Raw genomic sequence first — 15,640 nt, 5'->3', positions numbered from 1 at the left:
AATTGACGAGAAGGATGAAAACCATGGCAAAACTGAATGCCTACTTTGGCGAATACGGCGGTCAGTACGTTCCGCAGATTCTGGTCCCAGCGTTAGAGCAGCTTGAACAGGCTTTCATTGATGCGCAAGAAGACGATGCGTTTCGCAGTGAGTTTATGGGCTTGCTGCAAGAGTATGCAGGCCGCCCAACCGCACTGACCTTAACGCGCAACCTTACCAAAGGCACCAAAACCAAACTCTATCTCAAGCGCGAAGATCTGCTGCATGGCGGCGCGCACAAAACCAACCAAGTGCTCGGCCAAGCGCTGCTTGCCAAACGCATGGGCAAACACGAAATCATCGCAGAAACTGGCGCAGGCCAACACGGCGTGGCAACGGCATTGGCCTGCGCACTGCTTGGCCTAAAATGCCGCGTTTACATGGGTGCAAAAGATGTGGAGCGCCAAAGCCCGAACGTGTTTCGAATGAAATTGATGGGCGCCGAAGTGATTCCGGTGCACTCTGGCTCCGCCACGTTAAAAGACGCCTGTAACGAAGCGCTACGCGACTGGTCCGGCAGCTATGAGACCGCGCATTACCTTCTCGGCACAGCGGCGGGTCCTCACCCATTCCCAACCATAGTGCGTGAGTTTCAACGTATGATTGGCGAAGAGACCAAAAACCAGATCCTCGCGCGAGAAGGTCGCTTGCCTGACGCGGTGATTGCCTGTGTGGGCGGCGGCTCCAACGCCATCGGTATGTTTGCTGATTTTATCGAAGAAGAGTCGGTACGTTTGATTGGTGTTGAGCCGGCGGGCAAAGGCATCGATACCGACCAACACGGCGCGCCGCTCAAACATGGCAAAACCGGGATCTTCTTTGGCATGAAAGCACCACTTATGCAAGATGAAAACGGCCAAGTGGAGGAGTCTTACTCTGTCTCTGCTGGCCTCGATTTCCCGTCGGTTGGCCCTCAACATGCGCATCTCAACGCCATTGGCCGCGCCGAGTACGACAGCATTACCGACGATGAAGCACTCGATGCGTTCCAAGAGTTGGCTCGCAGCGAAGGGATCATTCCCGCCCTAGAGTCTTCTCACGCACTCGCTCATGCTCTGAAAATGGCGCGCAACAATCCTGACAAAGAGCAACTGCTGGTCGTTAACCTGTCGGGTCGCGGCGATAAAGACATCTTTACTGTACACGCAATTTTAGAAGAAAAAGGAGCGATCTGATGGACCGTTATCAAGCCATGTTCGAGCGTCTGGCAGAGAAACAACAAGGCGCATTTGTTCCGTTCGTAACGGTTTGCGATCCCAATCCTGAACAGTCACTGCACATCATGCAGACCTTAGTCGAAGCAGGTGCAGACGCTTTAGAGCTGGGCATTCCCTTCTCCGATCCATTGGCCGACGGCCCAACCATCCAAGGGGCGAATATCCGTGCATTGGACTCAGGCACGACGCCAGACATCTGCTTCGACCTGATTGCCGAAATCCGCGCCCAGTATCCACAGTTGCCAATTGGCCTGCTGATGTACGCCAATCTGGTGTACTCGCGAGGGATTGAAGATTTCTATCAACGCTGTGCCAAGGCAGGCATTGATTCTGTACTGATTGCCGATGTGCCCACCAACGAAAGCGCCGAGTTCGTTGCCGCTGCAAAAAAATTTGGCGTGCATCCGATTTTCATCGCACCGCCCACGGCCAGTGATGAAACGCTCCAAGAGGTGGCAAAATTGGGTGGCGGCTACACCTACTTACTCTCACGTGCAGGTGTTACCGGGGCAGAAACCAAAGCAAATATGCCTGTCGGTGACATGCTGGCGAAACTGACCCAGTTCAACGCGCCGCCAGCCCTACTCGGATTTGGCATTTCTGAGCCCGCGCAAGTCAAACAAGCAATTGATGCTGGTGCTGCGGGGGCAATTTCCGGCTCTGCTGTGGTCAAAATCATTGAGGCTAACGTGTCCACCCCCGACGAGATGTTAAATAAACTCAGCACTTTTGTTTCAACAATGAAATCTGCAACGCAAAAATGACGTGTTAGACACGTCAACTTCTATGGGATCGATTTCTTATTTTCGGTAAGAAATCGATCTTTCTCTTAACATTCACCACCGCCACTCCCACTCAGCAATAAACAGCAAATCCTCAATAAAATCCGCCAATTTTATAGACTCTGCCAATAGCAAACGTTTGCTATTGGTCAAAAAGTTGTCACTAATCAATAAAGTTGTCGTTAAACGCAACATTTAAAAATGACTCATCTTGATAAATGTGAAATTAACGTGTAAAAAGCTTCTCGAAATATTTATCCAAAGAATACTTTTTGTTCAGAGGGTAACACTGGAATTTTAAATTTTGTTAGCACAGAGGTTATGGAAGTGTTAAAAGAAAAGAGTTTGCTAAACAACATTGGCGTACAAGTTGTCATCGCCATGATTGCAGGTACTACCGTTGGTGCCTTCATGGGTGACAGCGCGTCAGCTTTTGCTCCATTGGGTGCTATTTTCATCAACTTGATCAAGATGCTGGTTATCCCTCTGGTGGCGGTGGCTCTGATTTCTGGCGCAGCTGGTCTTGGTAACAGCCAATCAGCAGGAAAAGTGGGCTTGGTGACCTTAAGCTACTTTGGTATCACCTCTGCACTTGCCGTTGCACTAGCGTTAGTGATGGGCGAAGTTTTCCAACCTGGTGCAGGTATCGACGTTTCAGGCATCGAGAGCATGTTCTCGGCCGAATACGCTTCTAAAGGTGAACTCCCTACTTTCTGGGCAACCGTTACTGGTATGATCCCAACCAACGTTTTCCAATCACTCAACGAAGCCAACATTCTACAGATCCTTGTCTTTTGCATGTTCTTTGGCATCGCAATCGCTAAGCAGCCTAAAGCAAAACGGGAACCTATCATCAACGGCGTAAACTGCATCGTTGACGCTATGGTGTGGATGATCAACAAAGTGATGATCATTGCTCCTATTGGCGTGTTTGGTCTGATGGCGGAAGCGGTCGGGACATTCGGCTTTGGCGCACTCATGGTGGTGTTCAAACTGTTCGTGGTGTACGTTGCTGCTATCCTGATCTTCGGCTTCGTCGCTTACCCGCTGATGATCCAACTGTTTACTAAAACCTCGGCGAAAAAATTCATTCTAGCGATGAAAAAACCGCAAGCCGTGGCACTGTCTACCGCGTCATCAATGGCAACACTGCCTGTCACCATGGACACAGTAGAAAAAGAACTTGGCGTGCGTAACTCAACCGCCTCATTCGTTCTGCCGCTGGGTGCAACCATCAACATGTCTGGCAATGCGATTTACTACGGTTTAGTCGCTATCTTCTTTGCACAGCTGTTTAACATCGATCTTGGCATGGGCGCATACATTGCGATCATTATTACTTCGACCCTAGGCGCCGTTGGTCAAGCGGGCGTACCTGGGCCATCTTTCCTTGTTGTGGCGGTTTTGCTGGCGGCTGGTATTCCAATCGAAGGTCTGCCACTGTTGTTCGCTCTTGACCGTATCTTCGATATGATCCGCACCGCACTGAACATCACTGGCGATGCCGCTTGTGCCGTTATCGTTGATGCGCTGATCGAAGAAGAAGCCAGCGAAGCGGAAATGCAAAAGCAAGAAGCGTAATTTGCCGATTGCAAAGAGAAAGAATGAAGGAGTGGCATTTGCCGCTCCTTTTTATTTCGCCGCACAGCGATAAAGACTGGCATTACTATTGCTTGAACTTCTCACTCTAAGAGATGTCAAAAGTTTTACTATTGGCCTCTTCAAGCGAACATGAGGGTTTTTGTCATGAGCTTACACAGACGCACTTACTACGGTTTGATTCATCATGGTTATAAAGCACTGCTTTTAGACCGCTTCGGCCACTTCAGCGAAGATGAATACCACCACTACCTCAACCTCACTACGGGCAAATCTACCTGTTTTGCCATGACCGATGAAGAGCTGCGCGACACCGTCGATAACTTGCGTAGTGAAGGCTACTTAGCCGATATGAAACAAGTCATCAGCGAATATCAATCGGGGGCTTACTACAACTAAGCAACCATGGCGCATTCCCTTTCATACTCGCAAGCCGCCGACGCGCGGTTTGCGTAACCAATTTTGTATCCATTTGTCTCGACCTCTTCACATTGAGTGAGTTTTAGATAGACTGTGGACAATTCAATAAATAGGAAATTCTTTGCCTCATGAAGCAAATTCTTGATTTTATTCCACTGATTATCTTTTTTGCCCTTTATAAGATGTACGACATCTATACCGCGACTGGTGCTCTGATTGCCGCAACCGCGCTGCAAGTGGTTGTTACTTACGTGCTGTACAAGAAAGTCGAAAAGATGCAGTTGATCACTTTTCTTATGGTGGCCGTCTTTGGCGGTATGACCATTTTCTTGCACGACGACAACTTCATTAAATGGAAAGTCACCATTGTTTACGTTGTGTTTGCCATCGGCTTAGCCGTTAGTCACGCTATCGGTAAGTCAGCGATCAAAGGCATGCTTGGCAAAGAGCTCACTTTGCCTGATCGCGTGTGGAATAACATCAACTGGGCATGGGTTGCCTTCTTCTCCTTTTGTGCTGGCCTCAACGTTTACGTTGCTTACGAACTACCACTGGATGTTTGGGTCAACTTTAAAGTGTTTGGTCTTTTAGCTGCGACACTGAGCTTCACCGTACTGACTGGTGTTTACATCTATAAGCAGATGCCAAAAGAGGATAAAAGCCAGTCATCGGATGTCACAAGCGATGAATAATCCTGATTATTTGCTATAATCGCCACTTATTCTTACAGCGACCCGTTTGGTCGCTGTTTCGTTTGTTGCGGATGTCGAAATGAGTCAGAAATACAACTCTCCAAAGGGTCAACTACTGCTAAGAACCCTTGCAATGCCAGCAGATACCAACGCGAATGGTGATATTTTTGGTGGCTGGATCATGTCACAGCTCGATCTTGCAGGCGGTATTCTCGCCAAAGAGATCTCTTCTGGGCGAATTGTTACCGTATCGGTCTCCGATATCATTTTCAAAAAACCAGTCAAAGTCGGAGATGTGGTGTGTTGCTATGGTGAGTGCACCAAAATTGGTCGCACCTCAATGTCGATTGATCTCGAATTGTGGGTCAAACCAATCCGTGACCACGGTGTGGAAGATCGCTTCATGGTATGCAATGCCACTTTCAACTACGTGGCGATTGACGGCGAGGGCAAACCGCGCCCCGTGCGTTAAGAGGCTAGAATTGTCGCACCGTTTCACAAAACGTCGAATTTCTCTGTCTGGGCCAAGCAAACTGCGGTAGATTAAGCGCAAATTCACCTTGAAATACGGAAGGAATCAACCATGTGGTACGTTATTTTTTCTCAGGATGTAGAAAATTCATTAGAAAAACGCTTAAGTGTTCGTCCGCAACATCTGGCCCGCTTACAACAGCTTCAAGATGAAGGACGCTTGCTCACCGCTGGACCAATGCCCGCTATTGACTCTGAGAACCCCGGTGAAGCTGGGTTTACTGGTTCAACCGTGATTGCGGAATTTGCCTCACTGCAAGAAGCACAATCCTGGGCAGATGCTGATCCGTACATCGAAGCCGGCGTGTATGCTAATGTCATAGTCAAACCATTCAAAAAAGTCTTCTAAATGTTTAAGAAAATTATCTGCGCTGCTCTCGTTTTCTCTGCGTTAGCAGGCTGCTCTTCAAATGATGAGCGAGAACGTCAATTGGAACTGATGGCTTCAAATCGTGCTGGCATGCTGTCGGCGGGGTTACCGCTAGAACATGGCCCACTCAAAGTTATGCGTATTTCAGCCAACAAAAGCGTGATCGAGATGATGATGATTTACAACAGCGACGCGCAAGGGGCTAAGCCGACCGAGCAAGTGTTGGCAAATAGCATTCAAAGTTACTGCAACAGCGACGAAATTCGCAGCCAATTAGAGTTAGGCTTAGCCTATCGTATCAAGATCCGTAACTCCCGCGGTCAATTGGTCGCAGACCAACTGGTTACTGCACAAACCTGCGCGGCAAAATAAGCTTTATACCAACGGAAACTGACAGGGGTTGACTCACTCAACCCCTTTTCTTTTTAGCGCTATACTTCTGTGAGTGCTTTGCGCAATGTTTTCGCCGCCGCAACGAGATTCGCCAATGCCGCTTCGGTTTCAGGCCAGCTGCGCGTTTTCAAACCGCAATCTGGGTTCACCCACAAACGCTCGAGCGGAATTTTCTGCGCCGCTTTTTGGATTAAATCCACAATCCACTCCTCTGTCGGAATGTTCGGTGAGTGAATGTCATACACACCCGGGCCAATTTCATTGGGATAGTTAAACTCTTCAAACGCTTTAAGCAGCTCCATATTTGAACGCGAGGTTTCAATGGTGATGACATCGGCATCCAGTGCTGCGACCGATTCAATGATTTCGTTGAACTCGCTGTAACACATATGGGTATGGATCTGCGTTTCTGGCTTGGCACTGCCCGCCGCAATGCGAAATGACTCTACCGCCCAGTCAAGATAGGCTTGATGATCGCGCTTCTTCAATGGCAGTCCTTCGCGAATCGCTGGCTCATCAATCTGAATGATGTTGATCCCTGCTTGCTGTAGGTCTGTGACCTCGTCACGCAGTGCCAGTGCGAGTTGTTGGGCGATCGCTTTACGTGAGATGTCCTCACGGGGGAAAGTCCAACACAAAATCGTCACTGGACCGGTGAGCATACCCTTCATATGTTTTGAAGTCAGTGATTGCGCGTACTTGGACCACTCAACCGTAATGGGTTGTTCACGCTCAATGTCCGCAACCACGATGGCTGGTTTCACGCAGCGCGAACCGTAGCTTTGTACCCAGCCAAACTGAGTGGTTTGAAAGCCAGCTAAGTTTTCAGCAAAATATTCCACCATATCGTTGCGCTCCGCTTCGCCATGCACCAACACGTCTAGATCCAACGCCTCCTGTCGTTTCACGGCATCGGCAATGTGCTCTTTCAACGCCTGTGTGTACTCGACCTGCGACAACTGGCCTGCGCGGTAGGCACTGCGCTGAACCCGGATCTCGGCCGTTTGCGGAAAAGATCCTATTGTGGTGGTTGGCAACAGCGGCAGTTTTAGTACTTCGGCCTGATGTGCGGCTCGCTGCGCATAAGGGGCACTGCGCTTGGCAAACGCGGGCGAAATCGCATTCACACGGGCTTGTACCTGCGGCTTATGAACATGACTTGCTGACTTTCGCGCTTGAATTGGTTGGCTATACACAACGCATTGCGCAATCGCGTCCTCGTTTCCGTCCAAGGCGCGGCCAAGCAGTACCACTTCCGACACTTTCTGCTTGGCAAACGCCAACCAACTGCGTACTTCTTCATTTAAGGCTGGCTCAAGATCTAAATCCACCGGACTGTGCAGCAGTGAGCAGGAACTCGCAACCCACAAACGTTCACCAAGCTGCGCTTTCACAGGCAGCAAGCGTTGGTATTGCGCTGCGAGATCAGAGCGCCACACGTTGCGACCATTGACCACACCGACCGACAGCACCCAATGCGCTGGCAATAGCTCAAGCACCTCGTCCAGTTGTTCAGGGGCCGCGGCAAGGTCGATATGTAAACCGTCCACGTCAAGTGCCACCACTCGCTCTAAGCAATCGGTCACGGCATCGAAATAAGTCGTCAGCAGCACTTTGACCTCACCACGGATCACTTGATAGGCCAACTTGAAGGAGTCCAGCCACGGCTTTTCCAGCTCAAGTGCCAGAATAGGCTCGTCAATTTGTACCCATGTCACTCCTTGTTTTGCCAGCTTGGCCAAAATCGCCTGATAAGCGCTAAGCAGACGGGGAAGCAACGTCAGACGCTCGAAACCTTCTTCTACCTCTTTACCCAAATAGAGGTAGCTTAGCGGGCCAAGCAGCACGGGTTTAACCTTATGCCCAGCTTGAATCGCTTCATTGACCTCTTCAAACAGCTGTGGCCAGCTCACCTCAAACGTATCATCGCGGCTAAATTCCGGAACGATATAGTGATAGTTAGTATTAAACCATTTGGTCATGTCCGATGCTGCTGCGCCATGACAGCCACAGGCGGACTGCGATTGACCGCGGCCAACACGAAACAAGGTATCGAGATCAGGAAAACCATGACGATGACGTTTCGGCACATGGCCAAGCAGTAGTGTGGTGGTCAGCACATGGTCATACCAAGCAAAATCACCAACGGTGGCGTAGCTCAGCCCTGCTTCTTTTTGCACTTGCCAGTTCTGCTGACGTAGCTGAGCGCCGACTTGCTTCAGCTCGGTTTGGTCAATCTCTCCGCGCCAGTACTTTTCTTGCGCAAACTTGAGTTCTCGTTTTTCACCAATACGTGGGTAGCCGAGGATGTGCGTTGTGGTCGTCATGGTCTTATTCCTTTTTCTATGCTTGGTCTATTCGTTGTTCGATAATTTGGTTTGTATCCCGTCAGGATGTCCAGATGGCTAAACTATCTCGCCAATCCAACCATGGAACAAGCGCCAAATATTCAACTTGTTTATTAAAAAAATTCATGACCCAACTAAACGTCGACACAAAACAAATAGACGTCTAGATGTTTACAGCTCCAAAAAATCCAGGTAAGTTACAAAGACTCATGCACACAGCAAGGAAGATGAGAGGGATTCATGATCGAGTTGAAACACTTAAAAACCCTGACATCGCTACGCGATACTGGCTCACTCACCGCGACAGCAACGGCGCTGCACCTCACTCAATCCGCCCTCTCCCATCAGATCAAGGATCTTGAGGCAAGGATAGGTGGTCAGTTATTTTTGCGTAAAACACGTCCAGTAAAATTTACTTCCGAAGGGGAGATTTTACTGCGCGTCGCCGACGAGGTTTTGCCCAAACTTGCCCGAGCCGAAAACGAGCTTGCTAGCCTAAAAGAGGATGTGAATGGCCGTTTACATATGGCGATCGAGTGCCACTCCTGTTTTCAATGGCTGATGCCTGCTTTGAAAGAGTATCAACTAACGTGGCCGAGCGTGACTCTCGATTTCTCATCGGGTTTTGGTTTTGAACCTTTACCTGCGCTGATGGCGGGCGAATTGGATTTGGTGATCACTTCAGATATTCAACCGCGCGGTGAAATCCACTATGAGCCTCTGTTTGATTTTGAGATGCGACTTATCACCGCCACCAATCACTCATTGGCAAATAAAACACGCTTAGAACCAAGCGATCTGGCGGATCAAACCATGCTGACTTACCCGGTGCAAAAGCAGCGCTTAGACGTGGTCAAACACTTTCTGGCCCCCGCTGGCGTAGAGCCGGCGAAATGGAAGCAAGCAGATAACACATTGATGTTGGTGCAGATGGTGTCGGCGGGTCTGGGCGTGGCTGCGTTGCCAAACTGGGCGATTAGCGAATTTTCCCGACAAGGACTCATTACCAGCATCCCGCTGGGCAAGGGCTTGTGGCGTCGCTTGTTTGCCGCAACGCGCAATAGCGACAAAGAGAAGCGCTATCTGCAAGCTTTCTTTGCCACCGCACGCCAGCAATGCAAAAGCCACCTTGATGGTATCAAGATGGCTTAGAAAATCGCTCAGCGTGAGTAAGATTTAAACTGGTTGGTCAGTGGATCGTATTGATAACCAAGCACATCAAGCTTGACGATCACCTGTTCAACATCCATTTCATACGTGCTTATCAGATCGTCAAAACTGTCACATTCTAGGCGCAACTTTTCATTGACGATCCCCAGTAGAATAATACTGTCTAAGCGCTCTACATTGCTCAGATCCATCGCTACGCTCCTTTTTGAGTACTTCAAGTAATAAGCGTAGCCACAAATCCGTAGATAAAAAGTGAAGCAGGTCTAAATCGCGCTATCAGACAGGGAGACTAAACAGCATATGCATGCAACTTGCTGATGCCAACAGCATCAACCACGCCGTGGCTAATTGAATTTTGTGCGCGGCTTTGCCTGAGAAAATGTGCCAACACCACATGACTACACCTACGATCATCAGCACGAGGCTTGCGAGCATTAATGGAGTAACTTGCTCTAACTGCTCAGCACCAAACCCAGAAGCGACGCCCAGAAGAGCCAGCGCCGTCAACATTGCCGCAATAATGCCGCTAAAGGGCAAAATTCGATGAAATGCCTGCAAGCGTGAGCGAGCAATCACCAACAGCAAATGAGCAAAAATCGCGCCCAGCAATACCGTTAAAATCATCGTTACCAGAGCGCCGCCCCAGTGACCTTGTTTTGCGGCTTGCAAAGCAACAAAAGAGAGGGCTAAACCGTCGGCCAGATACAGTACCCAAAGCGGCCCTTCTTGACGCGTTTTGCCTGTCTGCACTTTGGAATAAAAGTAGAAAATGGCAAATACCACTAAAAACGCCGCGATTTCCAGCGAGGAAACCGCCATCCACATCAGCCCCAGAGCGGGCAACACTTTGTGAATGCGACCACGCTGCCCCGGGCAAATGTCGCCTTTCACCAGCACGAGAGTGAGAACCAATTGGGCACCAAGCAGCATGGGTGCGAATGAAGAGAGTAGAAACTGGATCATGATTGTTTAATTTGAATGCAAACCGAGCTCGGATGATACCGAAAGCCATTCACAACGGCAATCGATAGCATCGAGCTAATATCTCACTGCCCTGACGATGAAAAACTTCTCTGCATCAGATACTTTAGTGCGGTATGCATTTCCACCAAGCCTTTGTAATGCCCTTGGTCATCGACCAAAATCCAGGGAAACGCTTTGGTCTGGTTAATCACACTCGGTAAAGCGCTGAGCTGCGTTTGCCAATGCACCTCTTCAAACGCGGTTACCATCACTTGATTTATGCGTTTGTTCCACAACGAGGCCTCTTTCATGCTTTCGGTATCCGTGCCCATATGTGGGGTTAAATGCAGATTCATTGCTTCACGATCCACAAAACCAACGCACTCTTTTTCATCAACTACCGGCAATACATTGAGATCCTCCTTCGCCAGGTACTCATAAGCCAAGGAAATAGGTTCTCCTGGATCAAGATGTGGCGTTGCCGGTGTGGCCAGTTCAGCAATCACCCCTTTCGCACCGAACTTATTGCGGTAATGCTGCAAAAGTTGTGGGTCAAATGCCCCCTCTTGTAGGCTTTGTAACGAATAAGCTTTGGAGAACAAAAATCCCTGCACACTATCGACACCAATACTGCTGATAATTTCCAGCTCTTCTTCCGTTTCTACGCCTTCAGCAATCACCTTAAGACCCAGTTGATGAGATAACTCAGTCAACGAACGCACAATGCGGTATTGATTCGAGCAACATTTAATGTCGCTGACAAATACGCGGTCAATCTTCAATAGGTCAAAATGGCACGCTTTGAGATAACTGAGTGAGGAGTAACCCGTGCCAAAATCATCTACCGCTAAGGTAACGCCTGCGTTCCGCAGTACCGTCAACGCGTGATGATGACGTTCTTCACTTGCAAAATAGGCACTTTCCGTAATTTCTAACGTCACACTCTGCGGCGCAACGCCACTTTCATCAATCAGCAAAGCGCTTTGATCGAGAATAGCATCCACGCTCACTGAAGAGTGAACTGAACGATTGAACGAAATGCCCACCTGTTCCCCAAACAGTGCTTGCAGTTTCGGTAAATCACACAGTGCTTGTCTCGCCACCTGTTGGTCTAAGGTTTCAATCATTTCCAAGTCTTCAGCAATCGTGATGAGCTCTTGTACCGACGCTTCTGCATTGAGCGCCGGAGGAAAACGGCACAGCGCTTCGAACTTTTCGACTCGCCATTGGTGAATGTTGACAATCGGCTGGTAGTGAACCTCAAGCTCTGCCGCTTTCACGCAGCGAACCAGCAGATCTTCTAAGCGTTTTTTCTTGTCAATCTGCTCATGCATTTGGTGATCATAAAAACTGATGTGATTTTTCTGCCCGGAGTGCATTTCGAGCAGCGCTTGATTGGCATGCGAAAATAAAGTGCGCGAGGTTTTTGCATCCAGTCCCAACACGGAGACCCCCGTTCGGCCAGAAGTCAGCGCTTGTGCCAACAGTAAATCGGCCGCTTTGAATGCGTGGAAAAACAGTTTGATCGCTCGGCGGATGGCGCGGATCTTTTGCATCTGCTGCGGATGATGAAACTCAATACACACAGCAAACTTATTGTGCCCGATGTAGCCGCTCAGTACCGCATTGGTCTGTTGCTGCAAATAGTTGGCAAACGCTCTTTTGATATCCGGCAGATCTTGCTCAGCAAAATTGGGCTGAATGGCCAACAAAATACATCCTGTGTCTGGATCCTCACTACGCTTTCGACATAATCCATCCAATAACGAGAGAAAGCGATCTTTGGCTGGCAATTGAGTGAGCAGATCCACTCCGCCGTGCTCATTATCATTAATTCGCTCAAAATGGGCCGACAGATCGGTGCTAAGGCCAAGATAAAATTTACGCCCGTTGCCGACGCTGACGCGCTGAATGGTTAACTCTTGCGGCAAGTTTTCACCAGATGCGGTACGTGTCAGTATGGTTCCGGTCCAATAACCATGCTCTGACAAATTTTGCCACAGCGCCTGATAGTAGCTGTCGGAATGTTTATCGGCGTTAAAAATGTTGGTTTTTAAACCTGCGAGTTCACTGCGCTGATAACCCGTAACGCGCTCAAAATAGCGATTGCAGGCAATAATACGCGTCTCTTCATCGGTCACTAAAATGCCATGATGCGCATTTTCAAATACCGAGTAGAGTACCTGCGCCACCTCTTCCTGACTGGTGACAGTAAACAGCGGTGTCAAGGTTCCCTGCAGTTCACGGGCAGAAATTTTTTCCACATACAGTTCAACCAAACTAAAAGCGTGGTTAGGTAGCAAAATCGGGCAGCGTAAAAACTGTTCCTTGCCCGAGGTAAGGACTTGCTTGAAGGTCTCAATCACCCGCTTTTTTTGTTCTGTGGCAACAGACTGAATCAATCGGCTCAAAGGTACTGGGGTTGCGTCAAAGCCAAACCAAACACAACACTCGGCCTCACAATGAAAGGTTTGCTCTGAGGTGTCGATCCGCCAGTCAATGATGTGATTCCAAGGCTTGGTCGGTTGAGACATCGGCACAATTGCCGATGATTTTTGCGTGAGGTCATCCATACAGCAAGCTTCATCCTCAATATAATTATTGTTTCATAAGTATATTCAAACCACGCTGACACAACCTTGACTCGGCTTGCAAATTCTCTCCAGTGACGCTGGATGATGGTAAACACACGTGAAATCTGGGGTCATGTTGAGGTGGATACTGATCACACGAGCCGCTATAATTCGCGCTCGCGAAATCTGAGGTTATTTTATGTACAGCGATATCACACCAATTCATCAATATAAAAAATACTGGGCGGAGTGCTTCGGTACCGCTCCATTTTTACCCACCAGTAAAAAGGAGATGGACGCTCTGGGTTGGGATAGCTGTGACATCATCATCGTCACGGGTGATGCGTATGTCGACCATCCAAGCTTTGGCATGGCGATCATCGGCCGTTTGCTGGAAGCGCAAGGATTTCGCGTGGGCATCATTGCTCAGCCGCAATGGCAAGATAAAACCGACTTTATGGCGCTTGGTAAACCAAACCTGTTTTTTGGCGTGACCGCGGGCAACATGGATTCGATGATCAACCGCTACACTGCTGACAAAAAACTGCGCCACGATGATGCCTATACGCCAAACAACGAAGGCGGCAAGCGCCCAGATCGCGCGACCTTAGTTTACTCGCAGCGCTGTCGTGAAGCTTACAAAGGTGTACCGATTGTACTCGGCGGGATTGAAGCCAGCCTGCGCCGCGTCGCGCACTATGATTATTGGTCTGACAAAGTTCGCCGCTCAGTGCTGCTCGACGCCAAAGCCGATATTTTGCTATTTGGTAACGCCGAACGCGCTCTGGTGGAAGTGGCACATCGTCTGGCAAACGGTGAATCCATTGCCCAGATGACCAACATTCGCGGCACCGCAGTCAACCTCGCTGCGGAGCCGGAAGGCTACACCATCATTGACTCTTCTCGAATTGAAAAACCGCGTAAGGAGGCGTTTATTCCGCCAAACCCTTACGAGGTCGAAACGCAGTGCGAAAGCAAAAAAGACGAAGAACCCAAAGCGCAGCCGATTACGATTCGTCCGTCGCGTCATGATGCTGCCACCACAGCGGTGCGTCTGCCGAACTACGAAAAGCTGCAAAACGATCGCATCTTATACGCGCACGCTAGCCGTATTTTGCACTTAGAAACCAACCCCTATTCTGGCCGTGCGCTTATCCAGCGCCATGGCGATCGTGAACTGTGGGTCAACCAAGCGCCGATCCCACTCTCAACCGAAGAGATGGACTACGTATTTGGGCTGTCGTACGCACGCGTGCCACATCCAAAATATGGCAACGCAAAAATCCCTGCGTATGACATGATCAAAACGTCAGTCAACATCATGCGCGGCTGTTTTGGTGGCTGTTCTTTCTGCTCAATCACCGAGCACGAAGGGCGCATTATCCAAAACCGTTCGCAAGAGTCGATTTTGAACGAACTGGAAGAGATCCGCGATAAAGTTCCGGGCTTTACCGGCACCATTTCTGACCTTGGCGGCCCAACGGCCAACATGTACCGCTTGGGTTGTAGCGATCCGAAAGCGGAGATCAACTGTCGCCGTCCGTCGTGCGTCTTCCCGGGTATTTGTCACAAGCTCAATACCGATCACAAACACACTATTGATCTCTATCGTGCGGCACGCCAAGTCGACGGGATTAAGAAAGTGATGATCGCCTCCGGTGTGCGTTACGATTTGGCGATTGAGTCACCTGAGTACGTCAAAGAGCTGGTAACGCACCACGTCGGTGGCTACCTGAAGATCGCCCCTGAGCACACCGAAAAAGGCCCACTGAACCTGATGATGAAACCGGGAATGGGCACCTATGATCGCTTTAAAGAGATGTTCGAGAAGTACAGTAAAGAAGCCGGGAAAAAGCAGTATCTGATCCCGTACTTTATTTCCGCGCACCCCGGTACCACTGATGAAGATATGCTGAACTTGGCGCTGTGGCTGAAAAGGCACGACTACGAGTGTGACCAAGTGCAGAACTTCTACCCATCGCCGATGTGTAACGCCACGTCGATGTACTACTCCGAAACCAACCCGCTTAAGCGCGTTAAGTACAAACAGCGTGAAGAAGTGACGGTGGCCAAAGGGGAGCGTCAGCGCCGTTTGCACAAAGCGCTGCTGCGCTATCATGATCCAGCGAACTGGCCAATGATCCGCGAAGCCTTGATCAATATGGGTAAAAAATATTTGATTGGTGACAAACCGGGTTGTCTGGTGCCAGCAGAAGATATGGATTCCAGAACGCCAGCACAGCGTCGTAAATCGGGCCGCCACGGTTCAAACCGCTTTGCCACTAAGCACACCAGCACACAACCGGGATTCCCGGGAGACAAAGCGGTGCATGGCAACAAACCACGCCCAGCGTCGAACACCACCAGTGGTAACGCGCGCAGCGAAGGTGGGCAGAAAAAGCATGGCGCTCAGAAACCAGCGGGCGGACAAAACCGAGGCCGCTCTACAGGAAATGGGCAAAACAGACAGCGCGCAGCGCAGCGCTAATCGACGCACATGCTCAATCGCCATCCCACTCGGATGGCGATTTTGCTCCTCAAGC

Annotated in this window: 14 protein-coding genes; 10 read left to right on the top strand and 4 right to left on the bottom strand. The window is 49.6% G+C overall.

Annotation, left to right across the window (positions count from 1 at the left end; genetic code table 11):
• Window positions 1-23: 23 nt before the first annotated feature.
• From trpB to EWA64_RS14515, 8 genes are all read left to right on the top strand, one after another.
• Entirely contained in the window at window positions 24-1,214 is a 1,191-nt protein-coding gene (trpB, locus tag EWA64_RS14550; RefSeq protein ID WP_039433271.1) for a tryptophan synthase subunit beta, read from the top strand.
• Window positions 1,214-2,020 carry a tryptophan synthase subunit alpha gene (gene trpA, locus EWA64_RS14545; protein WP_061893919.1) on the top strand — a complete coding sequence of 269 codons (807 nt, stop codon included), beginning with the start codon at window positions 1,214-1,216 and terminating at the stop codon, window positions 2,018-2,020. Before trpB ends, trpA begins: the two co-directional genes overlap by 1 nt.
• A gap of 339 nt (window positions 2,021-2,359) precedes the next feature.
• Window positions 2,360-3,619 (top strand): dicarboxylate/amino acid:cation symporter, encoded by a 1,260-nt coding sequence (locus tag EWA64_RS14540; protein ID WP_061893918.1) that lies wholly within the window; start codon window positions 2,360-2,362, stop codon window positions 3,617-3,619.
• Between the two features lie 165 nt (window positions 3,620-3,784).
• Window positions 3,785-4,036: a hypothetical protein gene (locus EWA64_RS14535; protein ID WP_039425771.1), complete on the top strand. Its 252-nt coding sequence runs from the start codon at window positions 3,785-3,787 to the stop codon at window positions 4,034-4,036.
• A gap of 149 nt (window positions 4,037-4,185) precedes the next feature.
• The gene (locus EWA64_RS14530) at window positions 4,186-4,749 is read left to right on the top strand and encodes a septation protein A (RefSeq protein WP_061893917.1); all 564 of its coding nucleotides are present in this window, start codon (window positions 4,186-4,188) and stop codon (window positions 4,747-4,749) included.
• 79 nt (window positions 4,750-4,828) lie between these two features.
• Complete coding sequence (gene yciA, locus EWA64_RS14525; protein ID WP_061893916.1) at window positions 4,829-5,221, top strand: acyl-CoA thioester hydrolase YciA; 393 nt, start codon at window positions 4,829-4,831, stop codon at window positions 5,219-5,221.
• A 111-nt stretch (window positions 5,222-5,332) separates the two neighbouring features.
• A complete protein-coding gene (locus EWA64_RS14520; RefSeq protein WP_039433263.1) occupies window positions 5,333-5,629 on the top strand; it encodes a YciI family protein in 297 nt (98 codons plus the stop codon).
• The gene (locus EWA64_RS14515) at window positions 5,630-6,022 is read left to right on the top strand and encodes a GspS/AspS pilotin family protein (RefSeq protein ID WP_065819679.1); all 393 of its coding nucleotides are present in this window, start codon (window positions 5,630-5,632) and stop codon (window positions 6,020-6,022) included.
• Between the two features lie 59 nt (window positions 6,023-6,081).
• Here EWA64_RS14515 and metE read toward each other — a convergent pair whose 3' ends face one another.
• Window positions 6,082-8,370 (bottom strand): 5-methyltetrahydropteroyltriglutamate--homocysteine S-methyltransferase, encoded by a 2,289-nt coding sequence (gene metE, locus EWA64_RS14510; protein WP_061893914.1) that lies wholly within the window; start codon window positions 8,368-8,370, stop codon window positions 6,082-6,084.
• 261 nt (window positions 8,371-8,631) lie between these two features.
• Here metE and EWA64_RS14505 point away from each other — a divergent pair, with 261 nt between their 5' ends.
• Window positions 8,632-9,543: a LysR substrate-binding domain-containing protein gene (locus EWA64_RS14505; protein ID WP_061893913.1), complete on the top strand. Its 912-nt coding sequence runs from the start codon at window positions 8,632-8,634 to the stop codon at window positions 9,541-9,543.
• Window positions 9,544-9,551: 8 nt separating this feature from the next.
• Here the strand turns inward: EWA64_RS14505 and EWA64_RS14500 are convergent, their stop codons facing one another.
• From EWA64_RS14500 to EWA64_RS14490, 3 genes are all read right to left on the bottom strand, one after another.
• Window positions 9,552-9,752 carry a DUF4250 domain-containing protein gene (locus EWA64_RS14500; RefSeq protein ID WP_061893912.1) on the bottom strand — a complete coding sequence of 67 codons (201 nt, stop codon included), beginning with the start codon at window positions 9,750-9,752 and terminating at the stop codon, window positions 9,552-9,554.
• Between the two features lie 85 nt (window positions 9,753-9,837).
• A complete protein-coding gene (locus tag EWA64_RS14495; RefSeq protein ID WP_061893911.1) occupies window positions 9,838-10,524 on the bottom strand; it encodes an HI_1241 family integral membrane domain in 687 nt (228 codons plus the stop codon).
• Between the two features lie 83 nt (window positions 10,525-10,607).
• The gene (locus EWA64_RS14490; protein ID WP_139045648.1) at window positions 10,608-13,097 is read right to left on the bottom strand and encodes an EAL domain-containing protein; all 2,490 of its coding nucleotides are present in this window, start codon (window positions 13,095-13,097) and stop codon (window positions 10,608-10,610) included.
• 199 nt (window positions 13,098-13,296) lie between these two features.
• Between EWA64_RS14490 and EWA64_RS14485 the strand changes: the two genes are divergently transcribed.
• Complete coding sequence (locus EWA64_RS14485) at window positions 13,297-15,585, top strand: YgiQ family radical SAM protein (protein WP_061893910.1); 2,289 nt, start codon at window positions 13,297-13,299, stop codon at window positions 15,583-15,585.
• Window positions 15,586-15,640: the final 55 nt, after the last annotated feature.

Origin of the sequence: Vibrio cidicii (assembly GCF_009665415.1) — a bacterium.
In the GTDB taxonomy this organism is placed as follows: Bacteria; Pseudomonadota; Gammaproteobacteria; order Enterobacterales; family Vibrionaceae; genus Vibrio; species Vibrio cidicii.
This window is presented reverse-complemented; position numbering and strand designations above follow the sequence as displayed.